This is a genomic window from Nocardia sp. NPDC058499 (assembly GCF_042719915.1).
GTDB lineage: Bacteria > Actinomycetota > Actinomycetes > Mycobacteriales > Mycobacteriaceae > Nocardia.
The window spans coordinates 712110-729535 of record NZ_JBHXMZ010000003.1 but is presented as its reverse complement, the minus strand read 5'-3'; the positions used below and the strand labels follow the sequence as shown (position 1 = coordinate 729535).

General features: G+C 66.1%; 19 protein-coding genes and 2 tRNA genes. 9 read left to right on the top strand and 12 right to left on the bottom strand.

Going from position 1 to position 17426, the window contains the following annotated elements; all coding sequences use genetic code 11:
* The first annotated feature begins 250 nt into the window (after positions 1-250).
* Positions 251-324: transfer RNA gene (locus tag ACFWPH_RS13505), tRNA-Ile, on the top strand.
* 282 nt (positions 325-606) lie between these two features.
* On the opposite strand, the gene ACFWPH_RS13500 is transcribed toward ACFWPH_RS13505, so the two are convergent.
* Positions 607-1278, bottom strand: a complete 672-nt coding sequence (locus ACFWPH_RS13500; RefSeq protein ID WP_378750591.1) for a TetR/AcrR family transcriptional regulator — start codon at positions 1276-1278, stop codon at positions 607-609.
* 241 nt (positions 1279-1519) lie between these two features.
* Here ACFWPH_RS13500 and ACFWPH_RS13495 point away from each other — a divergent pair, with 241 nt between their 5' ends.
* Complete coding sequence (locus ACFWPH_RS13495; protein WP_378750589.1) at positions 1520-2797, top strand: oxygenase MpaB family protein; 1278 nt, start codon at positions 1520-1522, stop codon at positions 2795-2797.
* Between the two features lie 93 nt (positions 2798-2890).
* Positions 2891-2963: transfer RNA gene (locus ACFWPH_RS13490), tRNA-Ala, on the top strand.
* A gap of 130 nt (positions 2964-3093) precedes the next feature.
* Here the strand turns inward: ACFWPH_RS13490 and ACFWPH_RS13485 are convergent.
* Positions 3094-3438: a winged helix-turn-helix transcriptional regulator gene (locus ACFWPH_RS13485; protein WP_378750587.1), complete on the bottom strand. Its 345-nt coding sequence runs from the start codon at positions 3436-3438 to the stop codon at positions 3094-3096.
* A gap of 139 nt (positions 3439-3577) precedes the next feature.
* Here ACFWPH_RS13485 and ACFWPH_RS13480 point away from each other — a divergent pair, with 139 nt between their 5' ends.
* Positions 3578-4456 carry an NAD(P)-dependent oxidoreductase gene (locus ACFWPH_RS13480; RefSeq protein WP_378750585.1) on the top strand — a complete coding sequence of 293 codons (879 nt, stop codon included), beginning with the start codon at positions 3578-3580 and terminating at the stop codon, positions 4454-4456.
* 64 nt (positions 4457-4520) lie between these two features.
* On the opposite strand, the gene ACFWPH_RS13475 is transcribed toward ACFWPH_RS13480, so the two are convergent.
* Both ACFWPH_RS13475 and ACFWPH_RS13470 read right to left on the bottom strand, forming a co-directional pair.
* Entirely contained in the window at positions 4521-5042 is a 522-nt protein-coding gene (locus ACFWPH_RS13475) for a helix-turn-helix domain-containing protein (RefSeq protein WP_378750583.1), read from the bottom strand.
* Positions 5043-5197: 155 nt separating this feature from the next.
* The gene (locus ACFWPH_RS13470) at positions 5198-5839 is read right to left on the bottom strand and encodes a class I SAM-dependent methyltransferase (RefSeq protein ID WP_378750581.1); all 642 of its coding nucleotides are present in this window, start codon (positions 5837-5839) and stop codon (positions 5198-5200) included.
* Between the two features lie 107 nt (positions 5840-5946).
* On the opposite strand from ACFWPH_RS13470, the gene ACFWPH_RS13465 reads away from it, so the two are divergent.
* Positions 5947-6234: a cold-shock protein gene (locus ACFWPH_RS13465; RefSeq protein WP_378750579.1), complete on the top strand. Its 288-nt coding sequence runs from the start codon at positions 5947-5949 to the stop codon at positions 6232-6234.
* Between the two features lie 15 nt (positions 6235-6249).
* On the opposite strand, the gene ACFWPH_RS13460 is transcribed toward ACFWPH_RS13465, so the two are convergent.
* Entirely contained in the window at positions 6250-6762 is a 513-nt protein-coding gene (locus ACFWPH_RS13460; protein ID WP_378750577.1) for a thioesterase family protein, read from the bottom strand.
* Positions 6763-6859: 97 nt separating this feature from the next.
* Positions 6860-7771 (bottom strand): oxygenase MpaB family protein, encoded by a 912-nt coding sequence (locus tag ACFWPH_RS13455; protein ID WP_378750575.1) that lies wholly within the window; start codon positions 7769-7771, stop codon positions 6860-6862.
* Positions 7772-8681: 910 nt separating this feature from the next.
* Between ACFWPH_RS13455 and ACFWPH_RS13450 the strand changes: the two genes are divergently transcribed.
* Positions 8682-9746, top strand: a complete 1065-nt coding sequence (locus ACFWPH_RS13450) for an ATP-binding cassette domain-containing protein (protein WP_378750573.1) — start codon at positions 8682-8684, stop codon at positions 9744-9746.
* 41 nt (positions 9747-9787) lie between these two features.
* A complete protein-coding gene (locus ACFWPH_RS13445; RefSeq protein ID WP_280464041.1) occupies positions 9788-10600 on the top strand; it encodes an ABC transporter permease in 813 nt (270 codons plus the stop codon).
* 10 nt (positions 10601-10610) lie between these two features.
* Here ACFWPH_RS13445 and ACFWPH_RS13440 read toward each other — a convergent pair whose 3' ends face one another.
* Complete coding sequence (locus ACFWPH_RS13440; RefSeq protein ID WP_378750571.1) at positions 10611-10823, bottom strand: hypothetical protein; 213 nt, start codon at positions 10821-10823, stop codon at positions 10611-10613.
* 194 nt (positions 10824-11017) lie between these two features.
* Here ACFWPH_RS13440 and ACFWPH_RS13435 point away from each other — a divergent pair, with 194 nt between their 5' ends.
* Complete coding sequence (locus tag ACFWPH_RS13435) at positions 11018-11896, top strand: rhomboid family intramembrane serine protease (protein WP_378750569.1); 879 nt, start codon at positions 11018-11020, stop codon at positions 11894-11896.
* Positions 11897-12014: 118 nt separating this feature from the next.
* Here the strand turns inward: ACFWPH_RS13435 and ACFWPH_RS13430 are convergent, their stop codons facing one another.
* Both ACFWPH_RS13430 and crgA read right to left on the bottom strand, forming a co-directional pair.
* Positions 12015-12476 (bottom strand): PH domain-containing protein, encoded by a 462-nt coding sequence (locus ACFWPH_RS13430; RefSeq protein WP_378750567.1) that lies wholly within the window; start codon positions 12474-12476, stop codon positions 12015-12017.
* 82 nt (positions 12477-12558) lie between these two features.
* On the bottom strand, positions 12559-12825 hold the full coding sequence (crgA, locus tag ACFWPH_RS13425) for a cell division protein CrgA (RefSeq protein WP_280418593.1): 267 nt from the start codon (positions 12823-12825) through the stop codon (positions 12559-12561).
* A gap of 103 nt (positions 12826-12928) precedes the next feature.
* Here crgA and ACFWPH_RS13420 point away from each other — a divergent pair, with 103 nt between their 5' ends.
* Positions 12929-13573 carry an aminodeoxychorismate/anthranilate synthase component II gene (locus ACFWPH_RS13420; protein WP_280418592.1) on the top strand — a complete coding sequence of 215 codons (645 nt, stop codon included), beginning with the start codon at positions 12929-12931 and terminating at the stop codon, positions 13571-13573.
* 46 nt (positions 13574-13619) lie between these two features.
* Here the strand turns inward: ACFWPH_RS13420 and ACFWPH_RS13415 are convergent, their stop codons facing one another.
* From ACFWPH_RS13415 to ACFWPH_RS13405, 3 genes are all read right to left on the bottom strand, one after another.
* A complete protein-coding gene (locus tag ACFWPH_RS13415) occupies positions 13620-13871 on the bottom strand; it encodes an inorganic diphosphatase (RefSeq protein WP_378750753.1) in 252 nt (83 codons plus the stop codon).
* 139 nt (positions 13872-14010) lie between these two features.
* A complete protein-coding gene (pknB, locus tag ACFWPH_RS13410; RefSeq protein ID WP_378750564.1) occupies positions 14011-15915 on the bottom strand; it encodes a Stk1 family PASTA domain-containing Ser/Thr kinase in 1905 nt (634 codons plus the stop codon).
* Entirely contained in the window at positions 15912-17411 is a 1500-nt protein-coding gene (locus ACFWPH_RS13405; protein ID WP_378750562.1) for a protein kinase, read from the bottom strand. The genes pknB and ACFWPH_RS13405 overlap by 4 nt, the downstream gene beginning before the upstream one ends.
* Between the last annotated feature and the right edge of the window lie 15 nt (positions 17412-17426).

The following is a 17426-nucleotide window of genomic DNA, read 5'->3' as shown; positions in this document are numbered from 1 at the left end:
GGTGGGCGTGTGCGCAAAAAGGGGGGGGGGGGGGGGGGGGGGGGGGGCGGAGTCACTCGCGGAAACCCGGGGGGGCGCGGGGGGGGGGGGGAGGCGGGGCAGGGGGGGCCCCCCCCCTCCCCCCCGCGGGGATGGCCGAATGCCTCCGGGTTATGACCAGCGGTTTTGGTTGTATGGCGGTCGTTCGGGTAGTCTCTGTTCTCGGCCGGTTCCGGTAGGAAAGTCACCTTCTATCGGCGGTCGAAACCATGGGTCTATAGCTCAGGCGGTTAGAGCGCTTCGCTGATAACGAAGAGGTCGGAGGTTCAAGTCCTCCTAGACCCACTCTCTGCAATACATCGACGACCTCCACCGGAAACGGTTCGGAGGTCGTTTGCTTTTCCCTCCGAAACCGGCTCGTCCGCGGTACCGGGACCACCGGTCCTGGATGAGCCGGCGCCGCCCCACAGAGTTAGGCTGAAGAAATGAAATACGTTCTCACCATCGGAATTATCGCTGCGGTTCTCATCGGTATCAGCAAGCTGCGCAAGCGGGATGAGGCCGATACGTGGCACGAGGTCACCACTCGCTGACGCAGTCTCCGGCGGGCCGGTAGCCCGCCATTGATCACGGCCGGGCCAGCAGTTCGATGACCGAGGACACCTGTGCGGTGGACGGCGTCGGCAGATTGTCCCGGCCGTGGATCAATCCGAGGCCGATATAGACCATCGCGCCCGCCCTTATCCCGGCCTGGTTCTCATCGAATCCCAGGTCGAGCATGGTGCGTTTGACGGTGTCGAAAACGCGCTGATCCAGGTTGCGTACCGCGGCCGCCACCTTCGGGTTGCTGCGTGACCATTCCCGCACGCTGGTCTCCACGATCCAGTGGCGTTGATCCACCAGCATGGCCGCCATTTTCTCGATCCGTTCCTCCACCGGGATCTCCGCGAATGCGGCCAGATCGCGTACGGTTCGGCTCTGTATCGCGCTCCAACGGTCGGCCATGGCCGTCATGAGTTGCTCGATATCGTCGAAATGCCAGTAGAAGCTGCCCTTCGTGACGCCCAGTTCCTGGCACAGCCGCTGGATCTTGATCGCCCCTATACCTTCGCGCGAGAGCAGATTCAGGGCGCCGTCGACCCAGTCGTCGTAGGAGAGCCGGGCGGTGCGCCGGCGTTGCCGCTGTTGCGCCTGGGCTTTTTTCGATTTGGGCCGGCGCGGCGGGGTTCGAGCGGCGGGCGGTTCCGCGGCGTCGGAGCCCGCCGTCATCTTCTCCGACTGTTCGCCGCTGAGTCCCATACACCGATGGTAGGGGAGTCGTTGGGCGGGCTCGGAGGATCGGGCGATCAGGACCGGCGTGGGCAGTCCACCGCATGTTGCCCAGGGATGGGCCGGGACCGTCTCGGGAAGACATGACCTTCCGGCATTCCATACTTTTGAGTACTGTTACTCCATACATTGCAGTATGTTGTGTGGTGGGAGCCGGCTCGTGTCATCGGCCAGGGTGCTGCTGCGGGCCGGCTCGGCAGGGAGGACAGTGATGTCGATACCAGTGGTGACACCGGATACCGAAGATCCGGCCGTTCGATGCCCCGAGAGCTTTCGCTACTGGCAGGCCCGGGCCGATCCGCGGGTACAGGCGGTCGAACGGCTGGTACGCGCCGTGACCGGCAGCGACCTCTTCCCGGCCGACGAACAGGCGAAGGCGCTGTGCGCGGATATGTTCGCCGGGGATCCGGTGGCAGAACGGTTCGTCGCCGAGGTGATGCGCGCCGGCGAGGGCCGCGAGAACGGGCGGCAGTTGCTGGATACCGCACTACGCGACGGAATCGACAGCATCGCCGATCCACCGCCGTCGATGCGCGCGCTGTTCGACGAATTCGAAACCGTCCCCGATTGGGTGCGTCCCGAACTGGTCGAACGCGGGGCGGCGGTCTGGCGCCGGTGGGGCACCATGCTGTTCAGCTTCGCTGGTGCGGAGACGCTGGAAATGTACACCGAATCCGCCGTAGCCACCCCGCTGTCACTGGCCGGTGGCTACGCCGGTGACAGTGCGCTGCGCCGGTTCCTGGAAACCTGCCGGTTCTGGATGGACGTATCCCAGCCCGGCGCGCTGCTGACTCCCGGGTCGCAGGGGCGGGCCACCGCATTGAAGGTGCGCATCATGCACGTTTCGGTACGCGCGGGGGTCGCGCGGCACCCCGAATGGGATACCGAACGGTGGGGTCTGCCGATCAGCCAGACCTATCAGTTGCTGACGCTGATCGCCGGCAGCACCATCCCCGGATTGGGGTTGTGGGCCCTGGGTTATCAAACCGGTCCGGCGGAGTTCCGGGCGCTCCTGCACTTCCAGAAGTACATGGGCTACCTGCTCGGAGTGCGACTCACCTGGCATCCGGAAACCGTGCCCGACACCCTGCGGGTCATGGCGATGACCCTGATCGCCCGTGCCCACGACTCCGGCGAGCAGGGCGCCGAACTCATCGAGTCCTATCCGGCGGCCTTCGCGCCCCGGCCGGATCAACGCGGATTCGCCAGGCTGCGGGCGCACTACAACTATCGGATCAACTCCGCCTACTCTGCCCTCTACATGCTGCCCACCACACGCCGGAAGTACCGGATGCCGGCGGCGCTGCCCTGGGTACTGCTGCCGATCGCCCGGATTCCACTGGTCACCGCGGTGGAACTGGCCCGCCGCGTACCACCGATCGGACGTCTGCACGAAAAGGCGATGCTCTGGCATCGGGAGAACTGGTACCGCGAACAGATGCAGGGCCGCGAGGCGGAGTTCGAGGCCACCGGCGCCCTGCGCAGGTGAACGACCGGTTCTCGCCGGGTAGGCTTGTTTGACGGTGTACGTGCCGGAACGCTACTGTTTCGCAGGCGACACACGGCGGCCGCCCGTCTGCCCGGGGCCTTAGCTCAATTGGCAGAGCACTGCCTTTGCAAGGCAGGGGTTAGGGGTTCGATTCCCCTAGGCTCCACAAAAACGCTCCCCACCTGCGCTTTCAGGTGGGGAGCGTTTACTTTTCCGAGGCGGGACCGTCGAAACCCTTTACCGTGCGCATCGGTGCGGATTCCGGCCGTTGTGGCGCAACACCATTGCGGTGTAGGTCAGCAAGCGACGCCCATCAGATGACTGCGGTGCCGATCGCCCCATTCCTCCAGTGGGCGCAGGGCCCGCGCGAGATCTTCACCCAGTGCGGTGAGCGAGTATTCGACCCGGGGCGGGACCTCCGGATACACCTCGCGGTGCACGATTCCGGCTGCCTCCAGCTGACGGAGATTCTCGGTAAGCACCTTTTCGCTGACCCCCGCCAGTGCGCGGTGGATCTCTCCGAAGCGCCGCGGGCCCGCGGCCAGCACCCACATCAGATGCAGTTTCCACTTACCGCCGACCACGTCGATCGCCACCGACATACCGCACACATCATGATCTGTATCACTCGCACCGGTCACCGCGACCTCCCGACCTCGTTACGGACCTCGAGGTGAGCAACCCCACCCGAACGTACGTTCTTGTCCACACTACCTGCGGGAACGAGTATCGGTTGCGGCGCCGGCAAGCAGTTCGACCACTGATGGAAGAGGGAATCCGATGTCTCAGCAGAACACTCGGTCGGTCAGCGTGATCGGCTTGGGCCCGATGGGGCAGGCCATGGTGCGGGCTTTCCTGGCGGCGGGTGTAGAGGTCACCGTCTGGAACCGCAGCCCCGAGAAGGCCGAAGCCATGGTCGAGGCGGGTGCGCGCCGGGCCGCGACGGTGGCCGAGGCGCTGGCCGCGGGCGAGGTGACCGTCCTGAGCTTGACGCATTACGCCGCGATGTACGACGTACTCGGTCAGGCGACCGGCGCGTTGCGGGGGAAGGTGATCGTGAATCTGTCGTCGGATTCACCGGAGAACGCCCGCAAGGGCGGGCAGTGGGTGCGCTCCTACGGGGCGCAGTTTCTCTCCGGGGGCTTCATGTCGGCGGGTGACAATATCGCCCACCCGGCCTCGTACATCTTCTACAGCGGGCCGCGGGACGTTTTCGATGCCCACGCCGAACTGTTGCGGCCGCTGAGTCCCCAAGAGTATCTGGGCGACGACGACGGTTTGGCGCAGGTGTTCTACCAGGCGCTGCTGATCGTCTTCCATCCGTGGATGCTCGCCTTCGATCAGGCTCTGGCCTTGATTAAGCGCTCCGGCAACGATATCGAACGATTCCTGCCGTATGCGCTGCGTTCCGCCGAGGCCTATCCGTTCTTCATGGCCGAGTACGCGGCGGCCGCCCAGAAGGGTGGGTGGGGCGATCTCGCAGCCTTCGCGATGATGGATGCCGGTGCGCAGCACATCATCGATGCGAGCGAGGAGGCCGGTGTGGACGCCACCCTGTCCCGTACCGCGCAGGGGCTTTGGCGTCGGGCGCGGGCGGCCGGCGCCGAAGCCGGGCGTCCGGTCTCGGTTTTCGAGTTGATGGCGGGTTCGACTTCCTGAAGCCGGGCACGGTACGCGGTTCGAGCCGCCATGATCGCTGGGTACTCGGCTGCGGGATCGGGTGTCAGCGGCTGTCGTCGCCGTCGGCTCGCCGCGCCTTCTGCGCGATCTCCGCGGCGTACTCCTGATGGCCGACCCCGGGGAGCTGCTCGAGGGTGAGACCTTCGATATCCCACCGGGGTCGGGCGTCGGCGATGAAACGGATGGCATCGCGTACGAACCGCCGGCCGGCCGGCTTGCCGATATGTGCGGAGGGGGTGTGCAGGCGGAACCAGCCGAGAAGATCCCCGGCGGTGCCGTCGATTCCGGTGGCGGTGACAGGGTCGTCCGAATCGCCGGTGTCCGGGAGCAGAAGACTGGTGGGGGAGACCCCGAGTGCGACCGCGAGCGCCATCAGGTCGTCCACGTCGACCCGGCGCTCGCCACGCTCGATCCGCGACAGCCCCAGTACCGGGATGGGCCGGCCGTGGGCCTCGAGCCTGCGCGCGAGATCGGCATACCCGAGGTTCATCAGAGTGCGGTAGCGGAGGACGTTCTCCCGGACGGTATCGCCTGTCGGGCCGAGCGGGTTCTTCTTGGTCACCACCTGACCAGGGTTATCTATCGAAATGATCGCGTCAAGAATCAGTTCGATAGGTGGCCCGATCGGTGCCCCGGACGCCGGCGGTTGGGTGTCCCATCACTTCGATCGCATCGAAATGATGGGGATCAAGATCTTTTCGATAGTATACGAAGCCTCCGTCAACTCGACCGGGTCAGCAGCAGAGCTGCCTGTGGGGTCGGTTCGGTTCCGGCGGGTGCCCGGACGAAACGCATATCGACGGTGAAACCGGCGGCCTCGGCGGTTGCCGCCACCTCCTCGGGGGCGATCCGGTGGAAATCCAGCGAGACCGCAAACCCGAATCCCTCCTCGTAATGCTTCACCTCGGTGCCGGCCTGGAACCCGAGCAGCACACGTCCGCCCGGCCGCAATACACGGTGGAATTCGGCCAGGACCCCGGAGCGCGCGGCAGGCGGAATATGGATCAGGGAGTACCAGGCGACCACGGCGCCCAGCGAGCCGTCGGCCATCTCGAGCGCGGTCATGGATCCCACATCGAACCGGATATCGGGATGGTGGCGCCGGGCCAGCTCGACCATGGCCGGCGACAGGTCGATTCCGCGTATCGACAGGCCGTGCCCGGAAAGGAAACCGGTGACCCGGCCGGGGCCACAGCCGATATCGATAACCGGTTCGCCCGGACCGATCACTTCGGCGAAGGCGGCGAGTATCGCGCGCTGCCAAGGGCTGGAGTCGAGTTCGCCAGCGTAAGTTTCGTCGTACGCCGCCGCGATGGCGTTGTAGCCGGCGCGGGTATCGGTGAGGAAGGATGCTTCTCGCACAGAGGCACCGTACCGGCGTGCCGCTGACACCGTTCGTGACGTCAACGGGCACTCGGCGTACGTTTGATGGTGTCGACCAAGACATCACGAGTGGAGAAGACCTGGTAATGACCCCTTCGGAGTCTGCCGCGCCCGGCATCGACCGATCGGATTGGAGACGGGGGAGAGTCTTCTGGTTCGACTCCGAGAAAGGGTTCGGCTATATCAAGCCCGACGACGGGACCGAACAGGTCTTCGTGGAGTACCGGTGCATCGAAACCGACGGCTACCGGACCCTGCACGCCGGGCAACCGGTGATGTTCGTCAGCACGGCCCGGCCCCGCGGCCATGAAGCGGTGACGGTTCGCCCGGCGGCCGGCCGGCCCGATCCCGGCGTCGGAGCCGAACCGGTCTGATCTCGCCGGCCGCGCTCAGCGACGTATCCCCATGGCGCCGCAGACCGGGACGGGCCAATCCGCCGCATCGGCTGCGAGTTCACGATCGATGGCGGCGGCGATATCGGCCGCGAACGAGGTGGCCGCCCGAGTGCGCAGATCCACATGGATCGCGGTGATCTCGAGTGTGCAGCTGAGGCGCCGGGTGGTGTCGTTCACCAGCATGGCGACCACATGCACCACCTTGTCGGATCGATCCACGCCCCGCACGTAGACCGAAACCTCTTCGCCGATCCGAGTTTCGGCGTAGTAGCGGATGTGATGCTCGGCGGTGAAGAATCCGGTGCCGCGGCTCGCGCGGTATTCGTCGGTGATCCCGATACGTTCGAAAACCTGTCCACCGGCTTCGACGCACAGGTCGAAGTAGTGCCTGATGTTCATATGGTCGTTCTCGTCCCGGAAGCTCTCGGGGACGGTGATCGGGCCGAGTTCACGCGGCAGCCGGACCACCTGTTCGTAGTCGGGAAGTGTGGTCGTACTGCTGGTCACGGTCGGTACTCCTGTCGAACTCGGCTCGTCCGAAGTGTATCGATGCAGATGAAGGCCCCCGGACGAGGTTCTCTTCCGGGGGCCGTTCGCCGGTCGATCAGAGCGGCCGGATATCGATGACCTTGCGCAGCCGGGCCTTATCGCGTTCGAGTTTGCGGGCCTCGTAGGCGATCGGGAAGTAGCGCAACCGCTCCGGCAGCAACGGGACCAGCCGGGCGATGAACCAGCCCAGGATCCGCAGTTTGCGCTCATCGGATTCGGTCCAGGTGAGTCCCAGTTTGCGCCGCGCCGCTTCGGGGGTGGTGCCGACGGTGACGAAGTGCTGCATCCGGCCGAACGGCCCGGTCACTGCGCGCCACAGCGGATGCAAGGCGCGCGGCAGCTGGGTGGGCGGGGCGATCGTCCGGATGACCTTCAGGTAGTCCTTCGCGGTCTGGGTGGCTTCCAGATGGTTTTCCACCTGGTCCGCGAAGAACTTCTCGAAGTCGGCATAGGACGCCGGCAGCTCCTTGGGCGGTACGTAGAAGTTCCGCATCAGCTGCAGTGTCTCGCGGTAGTAGTCTTCCTTCTCCGCGGCGGTCAGCGGCCGTTTCGCGAAGTATTCGGCATTCTCGGCGAAGGCGAAGGTGCCGGTGTGCAGTACCCAGGCCCAGGGACCGCTGGACAGGGCGGTATGCCGTTTCCCGGCGGCGTCGGTGGTGTTGAGGGTGGCGTGCATTTTGCGCAACCGGTCGGTTTCGCCGAGTGATTCCTCGCCGCCGTAGGTCCACATCATCACCGCGGACAGGCTGCGCAGAGCGCGGCCGATGGGGTCGGTGCGGAAGGTGGAGTGAGCATCGACCACCGCGGAGATCGAGGGCTCCATGGTCTGCAACAGGAAGGCCGAGCCCGCGGTCAGCGAAAAGGTGATCAGTCCGACTTCTTCCCAGGTCCGGGTGCCGGGACCGAATGGCCGGCGCTCGGCCGGAGCATGGGTGTCGATGGCTGCGACGTCTACGGACGCGGTCATGCGGATCTCCCTTGATCTACTGCATCGATCTGATGAGACGATGATACTCCAATTCTCTCACCATTGCGGTGCGGGCGGATGCAGGGTGTGCACGGGAGCGTGCGGTGGGAAACGGATTCTCGTCGGAAGCCCCGGGTATCGCGCGATATGGCCATGGGTCCGGACATGAGAGCGGGCCTCGGCGAAGGGGGGAGTTAGCCGAGGCCCGCGTATGGTCGGCCCGGGGGGGAGGGGCCGACGCGTTCGATCCTACGCGATGATCCGCATTTGCGCGTACAAGAGGCCTAGTAGTTTCCGACTTTTTTTGGTGCAGATCACAAGCTTCCCATCGGCGGTGATGCGGCGCCAATGCGGATCGCTGCGCGGTACACCGGAAGCTGTCGAAAGTGCTGCTCTGCAGTGCTTTGCGGTGGCCACACAGTGCCGGACGAGCCAACCGATCCGGCCTGCCACCCACCGCGGCGTGACCGCCGGAGTCGCCGGATTTGTCGGAGGTCGATGCCACTATGCGGCTGTGACTCCCGGCCGTGAGCCTCGACACCCACACTGCTTCGGCGACGCCGCGCGGATCCGAGTACCGCTACCCGCCGAATCGGGTAGTCCGCTACGCACGACCGGGCCGACCGGGGCGACGACTATAGAAACCGGTCGCACCCTGTACCGGCTACCCCGAGCACAGCCGGGCCGGGGTGCGGCCCTCTTTCTGTGTGGGCACCGCCGATTCGGGTCCGGACACACCGGGCCCCGAACGCAGCCGGGCAACCGGATAAATCGGATGAAAACCCCGCGGCCCGCGACAATACTGGCCCGATATACGGCCGTTCGCCGCATGCGCTCCGGTCGATGGCCCGCTGCCGCCATCGGCGATACACCGACTCCACCCCGCACAATCACTCGAATCAGGAGAATCATGCCCGACGCAATCGTCGCCGAGGGTCTCGTCAAACATTACGGGCCACGAGTCCGCGCCCTGGACGGCCTCGATCTGACAGTGCCCGAAGGTACGGTGACCGCTCTGCTGGGGCCCAACGGCGCCGGGAAGACCACCGCCGTCCGGGTACTCACCACCCTGCTCGTACCCGACGCCGGGCGAGCGACGGTGGCCGGGATCGATGTGCTCGCCCAGCCGCGGGCATTGCGCTCCCGGATCGGCGCGTCGGGTCAGTACGCGGCCGTCGACGAGTACCTGACCGGTTTCGAGAACCTCGAAATGGTCGGGCGGCTCTATCACATGGGGACGCGGCGCAGTAAGGAACGCGCCCGTGAACTGCTGGAACGATTCCGGCTCAGCGAGGCCGCCGATCGGCCGGTGCGCGGCTACTCCGGTGGTATGCGCCGGCGACTGGACCTGGCCGGCGCCCTGGTCGCCAACCCGCCGGTGCTGTTCCTCGACGAACCGACCACCGGCCTCGATCCGCGGGCCCGGCTGGATCTGTGGGATGTGATCGAGGAATTGGTCGCCGCCGGCACCACGCTGTTGCTGACCACCCAGTACATGGAGGAGGCCGACCGGCTGGCCGATGCCATCGCGGTGATCGACCGTGGTCAGGTGATCGCCCGCGGTACGGCGGACGAATTGAAGAGCACGGTCGGCGGCGATCGGATCGAGCTGACGGTCGACCATATCGACAATCTCGCGGTCGCCCAGCAGGCGTTGAGTCCGCTGGCCGACGGGGATATCCACATCGAGCCGGGCCTGCGACGCGTGGTGGTACCGGTGAGCGACGGATCGCAAGCGCTGGTGGCCGCCATCGGCAGGCTCACCGAGCAGGGGGTGAAGATCCAGGATGTCGGATTGCGCCGCCCTTCGCTCGACGATGTCTTCCTCTCGCTCACCGGTCACGAGGCCGGCGAGCCGAGCGAGACGGAGGCGGAATCCGGCGACCGGAAACACGACCCCGGCTCCCCGAGCTCGGCGGCAGGCATATCGCGGAACACCGGCGAACTCGAAGTCATGGAAGGAAAGAGCAGATGACCGCGGTGGCAACGGCCGGCGCTCCGGCGGAATCACTCGGTATGGGTGAGCGACTGTCCATGGTGGTCAGCGACAGCCTGACCGTCACCAAGCGCAATGTGATCAAGATAAAGCGAGTGCCCGATGTGCTGATCTTCAGCACGCTCTCGCCGATCATGTTCGTCCTGTTGTTCGCCTATATCTTCGGTACCGCGATCAAAGTTCCAGGCCTCGAAGGCGGCTACCGGGAATTCCTCATTGCGGGCATCTTCGTGCAGACCGTCGTGTTCGGATCCACGTTCACCGGTCTCAGCCTCGCCGAGGATATGCAGAAAGGCATCATCGACCGGTTCCGCTCGTTGCCGATGGCACCGTCGTCGGTGCTGATCGGGCGCACCGTCAGCGATGTGGTGATCAATGTGGTGAGCCTGGTGGTCATGTCGCTGACCGGCCTGGTGGTCGGCTGGCGCATCCGCGGATCGCTACTGGACGCGGTACTGGCCTATGCGCTCCTGCTGCTTTTCGCGTACGCGATCTCGTGGATCATGGCCGTGGTCGGCCTGCTGGTGCACACGCCCGAGGTGTTCAACAACGCGAGCTTCATGGTGATCTTCCCACTCACCTTCCTCGCCAACACGTTCGTACCGCTGCAGGATCTGCCGACACCGCTGCGGATCTTCGCCGAATGGAACCCGGTATCGGCGCTGGCCCAGGCGACCCGCGACCTGTTCGGTAACTCCTCGCCCGTGGTCGACGAATCGAACGCGTGGTCGCTGCAGCATCCGGTGGCGACGACCCTGATCTGGGTCGTGATCATCCTGGCGGTTTTCGTCCCGCTGGCGCTGCGGCAGTACCGCAAGACCGTCAGCCGCTGACGGCGCAGGTTCAGCTCTCCGGGGTCGCGGCGGCACCGTTCGTGGTGACCGCGGCGGCGCCGGTACGGGTCTGGCCGATACGCGGCGGAGCGGGAGCCGGCTCGGGCGGCTGCGGGCGTTTACTGCGCACCAGCCATGCGGTACCGCCTGCCGCGGCTACCGCGGCGGCGGCGAGCAGCCGATAGCGCGAACGACTGGAGGGACGCAGTGGGTTCGAGCTCATGGCTCAACTCTGGCACAGCCGCGCCTGCTGCGCAGACCGGCAGGTCAACGGGTCGGCCGGCGTCGGCGTGGAGCTCGGCGGTAGACACCGGACAAAAGGGGCACATGGCACGATGGGTAGGTGAGCGCGACACGTCGTACCGGGCCGGAAGAACCCGGCCGGACCATTCAGCCGTCCTCGGACCGGGATTTCCGGTGAACCCGCAGCCACCCTCGCCACCGGCGCAGGTATGCGTGCGGCATACCGACCGGCCCACCGGTCTGGCCTGCACTCGTTGCGGCCGCCCGGCCTGCCCGGAGTGCCTGCGTCCCGCGTCGGTCGGTCAGCATTGTGTCGACTGTGTCCGCACCGATCAGCGCAGTACACGCAAGGTCCGCACCGCGTCGGGGGCGGTGGCCACCCGTTCTGCCACGCCGTTCGTCACCTATGCGCTGATCGCTCTCAACGTCGTGGTGTACGCGATCACCGCGGCACAGTCGCGCAGTCTGATGGCCAATGAGCGGGGGTCGGCCCTGTTCATCGACTGGGTCATGTATCCGCCGGCGGTCGCCGCCGGGGAATGGCTCCGAGTGCTGGGCTCGGGCTTCTTGCACTACGGCCTGATCCACCTGCTGCTGAACATGTTCGCACTCTATGTCGTCGGACGGGATATCGAACTGGTCCTCGGCCGGGCGCGTTACCTCGCGGTCTACCTGATTTCGTTGCTCGGCGGTTCGGCCGCGGTGATGCTGCTGGCGCAGGACAGCCTGACTGCCGGCGCGTCCGGGGCCGTATACGGCCTGTTCGGGGCCATCACCGTGGTACTCATCCGGCTGCGGCAGAACCCGAACAGCATGCTGATCCTGATCGGGATCAATGTGTTCATCAGCTTCTCGCTGCCCGGTATCTCGCTGTGGGGTCATCTCGGTGGGCTGGCCGCGGGCACACTCGCCACGCTGGGCGTGATGTTTCTGCCCGAATGGCTGCGGGCCCGGACACCGGAGCAGGCCCGGACGATCGGTGTGATCGCGCTGGTGGTTGTGGCGTTGGCGGCATTGGCCGTGATCGGAGTCGCGACTGCGTCGCTGCGCTGATCGCCGGCGCTGTCGGCCGATGTCCGGGACAGGGCCTGCCGCTGCCTCGACGAAGCCTGGCTCGGATGTTTTACGTGAAACATCTACCGGGATGGAGACCAGCAGCGCCGAAGTGGGTTCAGCGGGCCGAATCGCCGCGCAGGCGCAGTTCCGAACGCAGTGTTTCGTAGACGTCTTCCGGGCTGGTACCCAGGTCCCACCGGCCGAAGATCAGCAATCGCTCGGTGCCCAGGTGATCGACATCGATTTCCAGCATGGGCGATTTACGGCCGAGGCGGCGGTACCCCACGATCCGTGCCCGCATTATCTGGTCCCGCGTGTATTCGGTCGCGCCGGTGAGACCGCGCAGGACCAGCCGCGGCTGCTCACCCGGGACAACCGACAACCGCGGTCGCTGGCGGATACCCAGTACAGCCAGGGCCAGTAGCACAAGGGCGGCGACACCGAGCAGGAATTTGCCGGGCACCTCGGCGGTCAGTAGCGCCGCGACCGCGAGAACCACACCCCCGATCGCGACCGCGACCAACGCGGGCAGCGGGGTCGACCAGGCCAGGCGTGGTTGTGTGCTCTCGGGCTGCACGCGGTGTTCCCCAATCCGTCTCGAGAGTTATCCACAGGTTTATCCACAGGTGTGCATTAATTACACCCGTGTAATCCCCTGGTCAGCGCCACCGCATGGTCATGATGAGCCCGACCACCATCAGCCCGAATCCGATGAGGAAGTTCCAGGCATTGAGATCGCTCATCCAGCTGATCTGATCGGCTGCCAGGTAGTAGACCAGCAGCCAGACCAGCCCGGCCAGCATGAAGCCGAGCATGATGGTGACGTACCAGACGGGCGATGGACCCGCCGCCTTCACCTTCACCGGCGTGCGGCTGGCGGGGTTGATCGTGTAGTCGGTCTTCTTGCGGACCTTCGACTTGGGCATGATGTCCTCGTGTTCAGCGTGCAGGTCGTGTTCCAAGGCTATCCCACCAGGTGATCAGGGGGGATGTCCCCGTATCCGGCGATCGGCCACGTAGTCTTTGTGCATGCGAGTTCTGGTCGTCGACAACTACGACAGCTTCGTGTTCAACCTGGTCCAGTACCTGGGTCAGCTCGGCGTCGAGGCGGTCGTCTGGCGCAACGACGATCCGGAACTCACCGATACCGACGCGGTCGCCCGGGATTTCGACGGCATCCTCATCAGTCCCGGCCCCGGCACGCCGGACCGTGCGGGCAAGAGCATCGATATCGTGCGTTCCTGCGCCGAGCAGGCCACCCCGCTCCTCGGCGTCTGCCTCGGCCACCAGGCGATCGGCGCGGCGTTCGGTGCCACCGTGACCCGGGCCCCCGAACTGCTGCACGGTAAGACGAGTTCGGTGTTCCATATCGGCACGGGTGTCCTGGCGGGATTGCCCGACCCGTTCACCGCCACCCGATACCACTCGCTGACCGTCGTGGAGAGTACGTTGCCGGCCGGTTTCGATGTGATCGGGCGTACCGAGAGCGGCATCGTAATGGCGCTGCGCCATCACGAACTGCCGATCCACGGCGTGCAGTTCCATCCGGAATCGGTGCTGACCCAGGGCGGGCACCGGATGCTCGCCAACTGGCTGGAAATCTGCGGCGAGCGCCCCGCCGAGGGCCTTGTGGAGATGCTCGAGGCGGAAGTCGCGGGACTTTCGGTCCACTGAACCGGTTCGTAGCACTGCCGCCGAGTCTGCTGCCGGGGCGTCCTGGTCAGTGCCTGATGACGGTGTAGTGCCCGGCAGTCTCCTGGAACTCGACAGCCGCGGCGATAGCCGCGTCGTCGAGGGTTGTGGCGGGGCCGGGAACGACGACGAGTTTGTCGTCATCGTCGTGGAGTCGGTGGACGATCGCGATGCAGGTGCCGTGTGCTGAGGTCATCGGTTCGGAAGGGCCCAGGTAGTAGGCGTCGAGTTCCTCGCCGTCGGGCGCGAGTGTGGCGGGGACGTAGCCGTAATTGGCCAGGTAAGGGAATCCGCATTACGCGGCTGCTCGCCCACGGGCGACGTCACATTGCCCGTACGCTCCTGCACCACACAGGCCCCTCACCAGCACAGTGGTGAGGGGCCTGCGGGCGGTGGTTCGTCCGGACGAGCGGCAGCTATCAGGGTGGGCCGAGAGGTAGGACGCCCGTGTTGACTGTGACCGTCGTCGACGAGGGCACGGTGGTACCGGCCGACGGCTGCTGGCTGAGCACCTTGCCCGCCTGATCGGAGTTCAGCGTGATCTGGGTGATCTGGCGGACCTGGTTGACGCTGCCCTGCCAGCCGCTTTCGCGCAGTGTGTCCACAACCTCGCCCGGGGTGAGACCGACGAGGTTCGGCATGGAGATCCGATCACTCTGCGCGACCTGCACGGTGATAGTCGACCCCTTGTCGGCATTCGAACCGCCGGCGGGGCTGGTGGACAGCACCTCGCCCCGTGGCCGCGCGGATTGCACCTCGCGGATCTCGATCTTGAACCCGGCGCCCTCCAGATTCGGCTGGGCGCGGTCGATCAACTGACCGACGACATCCGGTACGAACACCTGCTCCGGGCCGGCGCCGAGGGTCAGCGTGACCTGACTGCCCGCATCCAGTTCGAATCCCGGGGACGGATCCTGGGCGATCACCTTGTCCTTGTCCTCGGGACTGGACGGACCGCGCTTGACATCCGGATGGACCTGCAGCCCGGCATTGGTGAGCTCTTGCGCGGCTTCCTGCTGGCTCAGCCCGACGACGCGCGGGATCGGCACCTGCTGCGGGCCCGTGGAAACCTGCATGGTGATCGTGCTGCCCTCGTCGGCCCGCGACCCGCCGAGTGGTTGGGTCGCGATGACGTTACCGGCGCTGATCCGGCCGTCGGGCTTCTCCTGGATGGCGACGTCGAAGCCGAGCGAATCCAGTTTCTGTTCCCCTTCGCTGGCCGAGAGGTTCGACAGATCCGGTACCGCGACCTGATCGGGCCGGCTACCCGGGCCGATCAGCATCCAGAACAGGCCGAAGGCCACGGCCACCGCGGCCACCACCCCGGCGGCAATATATGCCCGGCGGCGAGTACCACCGGATCCATCGCCGTAGTCGTCGATATCGTCGTCGTCCAGGCGGTGATAGCCACGCGCGGCTGGTTGCGCCGGACCCAGCATGGTGGTGCGGTCCTCGTCGGTCATCACCATGGGCGCGCCGGGTTTCTGGCCGCCGAGCACCCGGATCAGATCGGCGCGCATCTCGGCCGCGCTCTGATAACGATTCGCCGGGTTCTTGGCCATGGCCTCGAGCACGACCGAATCCAGCTCCCGCGGAACACCGTCGTGTACAAGTGAAGGCAGCCGCGGATCCTCGCGCACATGCTGGTAGGCGACCGCGACCGGGGAATCACCGGTGAACGGCGGTTCTCCGGTGAGGATTTCGAACAGGACGCAACCGACCGAGTAGACGTCCGATCGCGCGTCCACGGTTTCACCGCGCGCCTGCTCCGGCGACAGATACTGGGCGGTGCCGATCACCGCGGCGGTCGCGGTCATCGGATTGGCGGCATCGGCGATCGCCCGGGCGATACCGAAATCCATCACCTTCACCGCGCCCGCGCGGTTGATCATGATGTTGGCGGGTTTCATATCCCGGTGCACGATCCCGGCCTGGTGGCTGAAATCGAGCGCCGCGCACACATCGGCGATGACTTCCATCGCCCGTCGCGGCGGCAGGGGACCTTCGTTGCGCACGATATCGCGCAACGTATCGCCGTCCACGTACTCCATCACGATGAACGGCAGCGGTCCGCCGTCCACCTCGGCCTCACCGGTGTCGTACACCGCCACGATCGCGGGATGATTCAGGGCCGCCGCGTTCTGGGCTTCGCGTTTGAAGCGCAGGTAGAACGTGGGATCGCGCGCCAGATCGGCCCGCAGCACCTTGATCGCGACATCGCGGTTGAGCCGGAGGTCGCGTGCCCGGTGGACTTCGGACATGCCACCGAATCCGATGATCTCGCCCAGCTCGTAGCGAGAGGAGAGATTCTTCGGGGTCGTCATGGCTGTCCTTGATGGTGGCTCGGCACGTCGGGAGAGCTGTCGTCGTCACGGGAGCTGTCGCCGATCCCCGGCAGATCGATATCCGGTACCGGGAAAGACCGCGTAGTGGTGGCCGTTTCCTCGCTGCCCGTCGATTCCGTGGTGGTCGGCGGGGCCGTGGTGGTCTCGGTGGTGGTGGTCGGCGGTGGGGTCGTGGTGGTCGGTGCGGGCGACTCGGTGGTGGTGGTCGCCGGTGGCTGGGTGGTGGTGTACTCCTGCGTGGGTGTCCAGACGGGGGGTTCGGTCACCTCGTAGGTGGTGGTGATCGGGGGCGGCGCCGGTCGTGTGGTCGGAGCCGTCGACGAGGTCTCACCGGGGGTGCTCGCCGGATTGGTATCGCCACCGAAGAGCAGCCACAGCACGGCCCCACCGAGCACCAGCGCGCCGATACCCAGCGCGATCATCCACTTCTGGTTCTTCCCGAGACCACCACCACCGGTGCCGTCGCGGTAATCGCCCGGGTCGGCCTCGTGCGCGCCGTGGTGGTCCATCGCCGTCGCCGGTCCGGCCATAGCAGTGGCCGGGGTGGTGTAGCGGACGGTCGCCGGGTCGTCGTACGACGGCGGCGGCGCTGCGATAACACTGGTGGCACCGGCCGCGGCGAGATTACGGGGTGGCGGTGGGCGCCGGCCCGACCGCACCGCGGCGACCGCCTCGGCGAACTCGCCGCCGTCGGTGTACCGGTGGTTCGGATCCTTGGCCAGGGTCACCTCGACGAGTTCGCGCACATTCGGCGGGAGATCCGTCGGCATCGGCGGCGGTACGTCGCGCACATGTTTCATCGCGACGGTGAGGGCGCCGTCACCGGTGAACGGGCGCTGACCGGCAAGGGCCTCGTAGCCGACCACACCGAGCGAATACACGTCACTGGCCGCCGTGGCATCCTCGCCGACCGCCTGTTCCGGCGCGATGTACTGGGCGGTGCCCATCACCATCCCGGTCTTGGTGACCGGCGAGGCATCAACCGCCTTCGCGATGCCGAAATCGGTGATCTTCACCTGTCCGGTGGGTGTGACCAGGATATTTCCCGGTTTCACATCGCGGTGCACCACACCGGCCCGATGCGCTACCTGCAGGGCGCGACCGGTCTGCTCCAGCAGATCCAGACCCTGCACGACCGACAGGCGGCCGAGCCGGTTCAGCACGGTGTTGAGCGGCTCGCCCTGCACCAGTTCCATCACCAGGTAGGCGGTTTCCCCGCCCTGCGGATCGTAGGTTTCGCCGTAGTCGTAGATTCCCGCGATACCGGGATGGTTGAGCTGCGCGGTGGTTTTGGCCTCGGTGCGGAACCGGTGCCGGAACGTGGGATCGGCGGAGAACTCCGATTTGAGTACCTTCACCGCCACCCGGCGATCGAGCCGGGTGTCCAGGGCTTCCCAGACCTGACCCATCCCACCGGTGGCGATCAGGCGCTGCAGCCGGTAGCGGTCCGCGATCATCGCGCCGTTTGTCAGCATCGGGTTCCCCGCAGA

Excerpts from the sequence above, each read along its gene's own strand:
- ACFWPH_RS13500 (WP_378750591.1), bottom strand. The coding sequence starts at position 1,278 with ATGGGACTCAGCGGCGAACAGTCGGAGAAGATGACGGCGGGCTCCGAC.
- ACFWPH_RS13495 (WP_378750589.1), top strand. The coding sequence starts at position 1,520 with ATGTCGATACCAGTGGTGACACCGGATACCGAAGATCCGGCCGTTCGA.
- ACFWPH_RS13480 (WP_378750585.1), top strand. The coding sequence starts at position 3,578 with ATGTCTCAGCAGAACACTCGGTCGGTCAGCGTGATCGGCTTGGGCCCG.
- ACFWPH_RS13465 (WP_378750579.1), top strand. The coding sequence starts at position 5,947 with ATGACCCCTTCGGAGTCTGCCGCGCCCGGCATCGACCGATCGGATTGG.
- ACFWPH_RS13455 (WP_378750575.1), bottom strand. The coding sequence starts at position 7,771 with ATGACCGCGTCCGTAGACGTCGCAGCCATCGACACCCATGCTCCGGCC.
- ACFWPH_RS13450 (WP_378750573.1), top strand. The coding sequence starts at position 8,682 with ATGCCCGACGCAATCGTCGCCGAGGGTCTCGTCAAACATTACGGGCCA.
- ACFWPH_RS13445 (WP_280464041.1), top strand. The coding sequence starts at position 9,788 with ATGGGTGAGCGACTGTCCATGGTGGTCAGCGACAGCCTGACCGTCACC.
- ACFWPH_RS13440 (WP_378750571.1), bottom strand. The coding sequence starts at position 10,823 with ATGAGCTCGAACCCACTGCGTCCCTCCAGTCGTTCGCGCTATCGGCTG.
- crgA (WP_280418593.1), bottom strand. The coding sequence starts at position 12,825 with ATGCCCAAGTCGAAGGTCCGCAAGAAGACCGACTACACGATCAACCCC.
- ACFWPH_RS13420 (WP_280418592.1), top strand. The coding sequence starts at position 12,929 with ATGCGAGTTCTGGTCGTCGACAACTACGACAGCTTCGTGTTCAACCTG.
- pknB (WP_378750564.1), bottom strand. The coding sequence starts at position 15,915 with ATGACGACCCCGAAGAATCTCTCCTCTCGCTACGAGCTGGGCGAGATC.
- ACFWPH_RS13405 (WP_378750562.1), bottom strand. The coding sequence starts at position 17,411 with ATGCTGACAAACGGCGCGATGATCGCGGACCGCTACCGGCTGCAGCGC.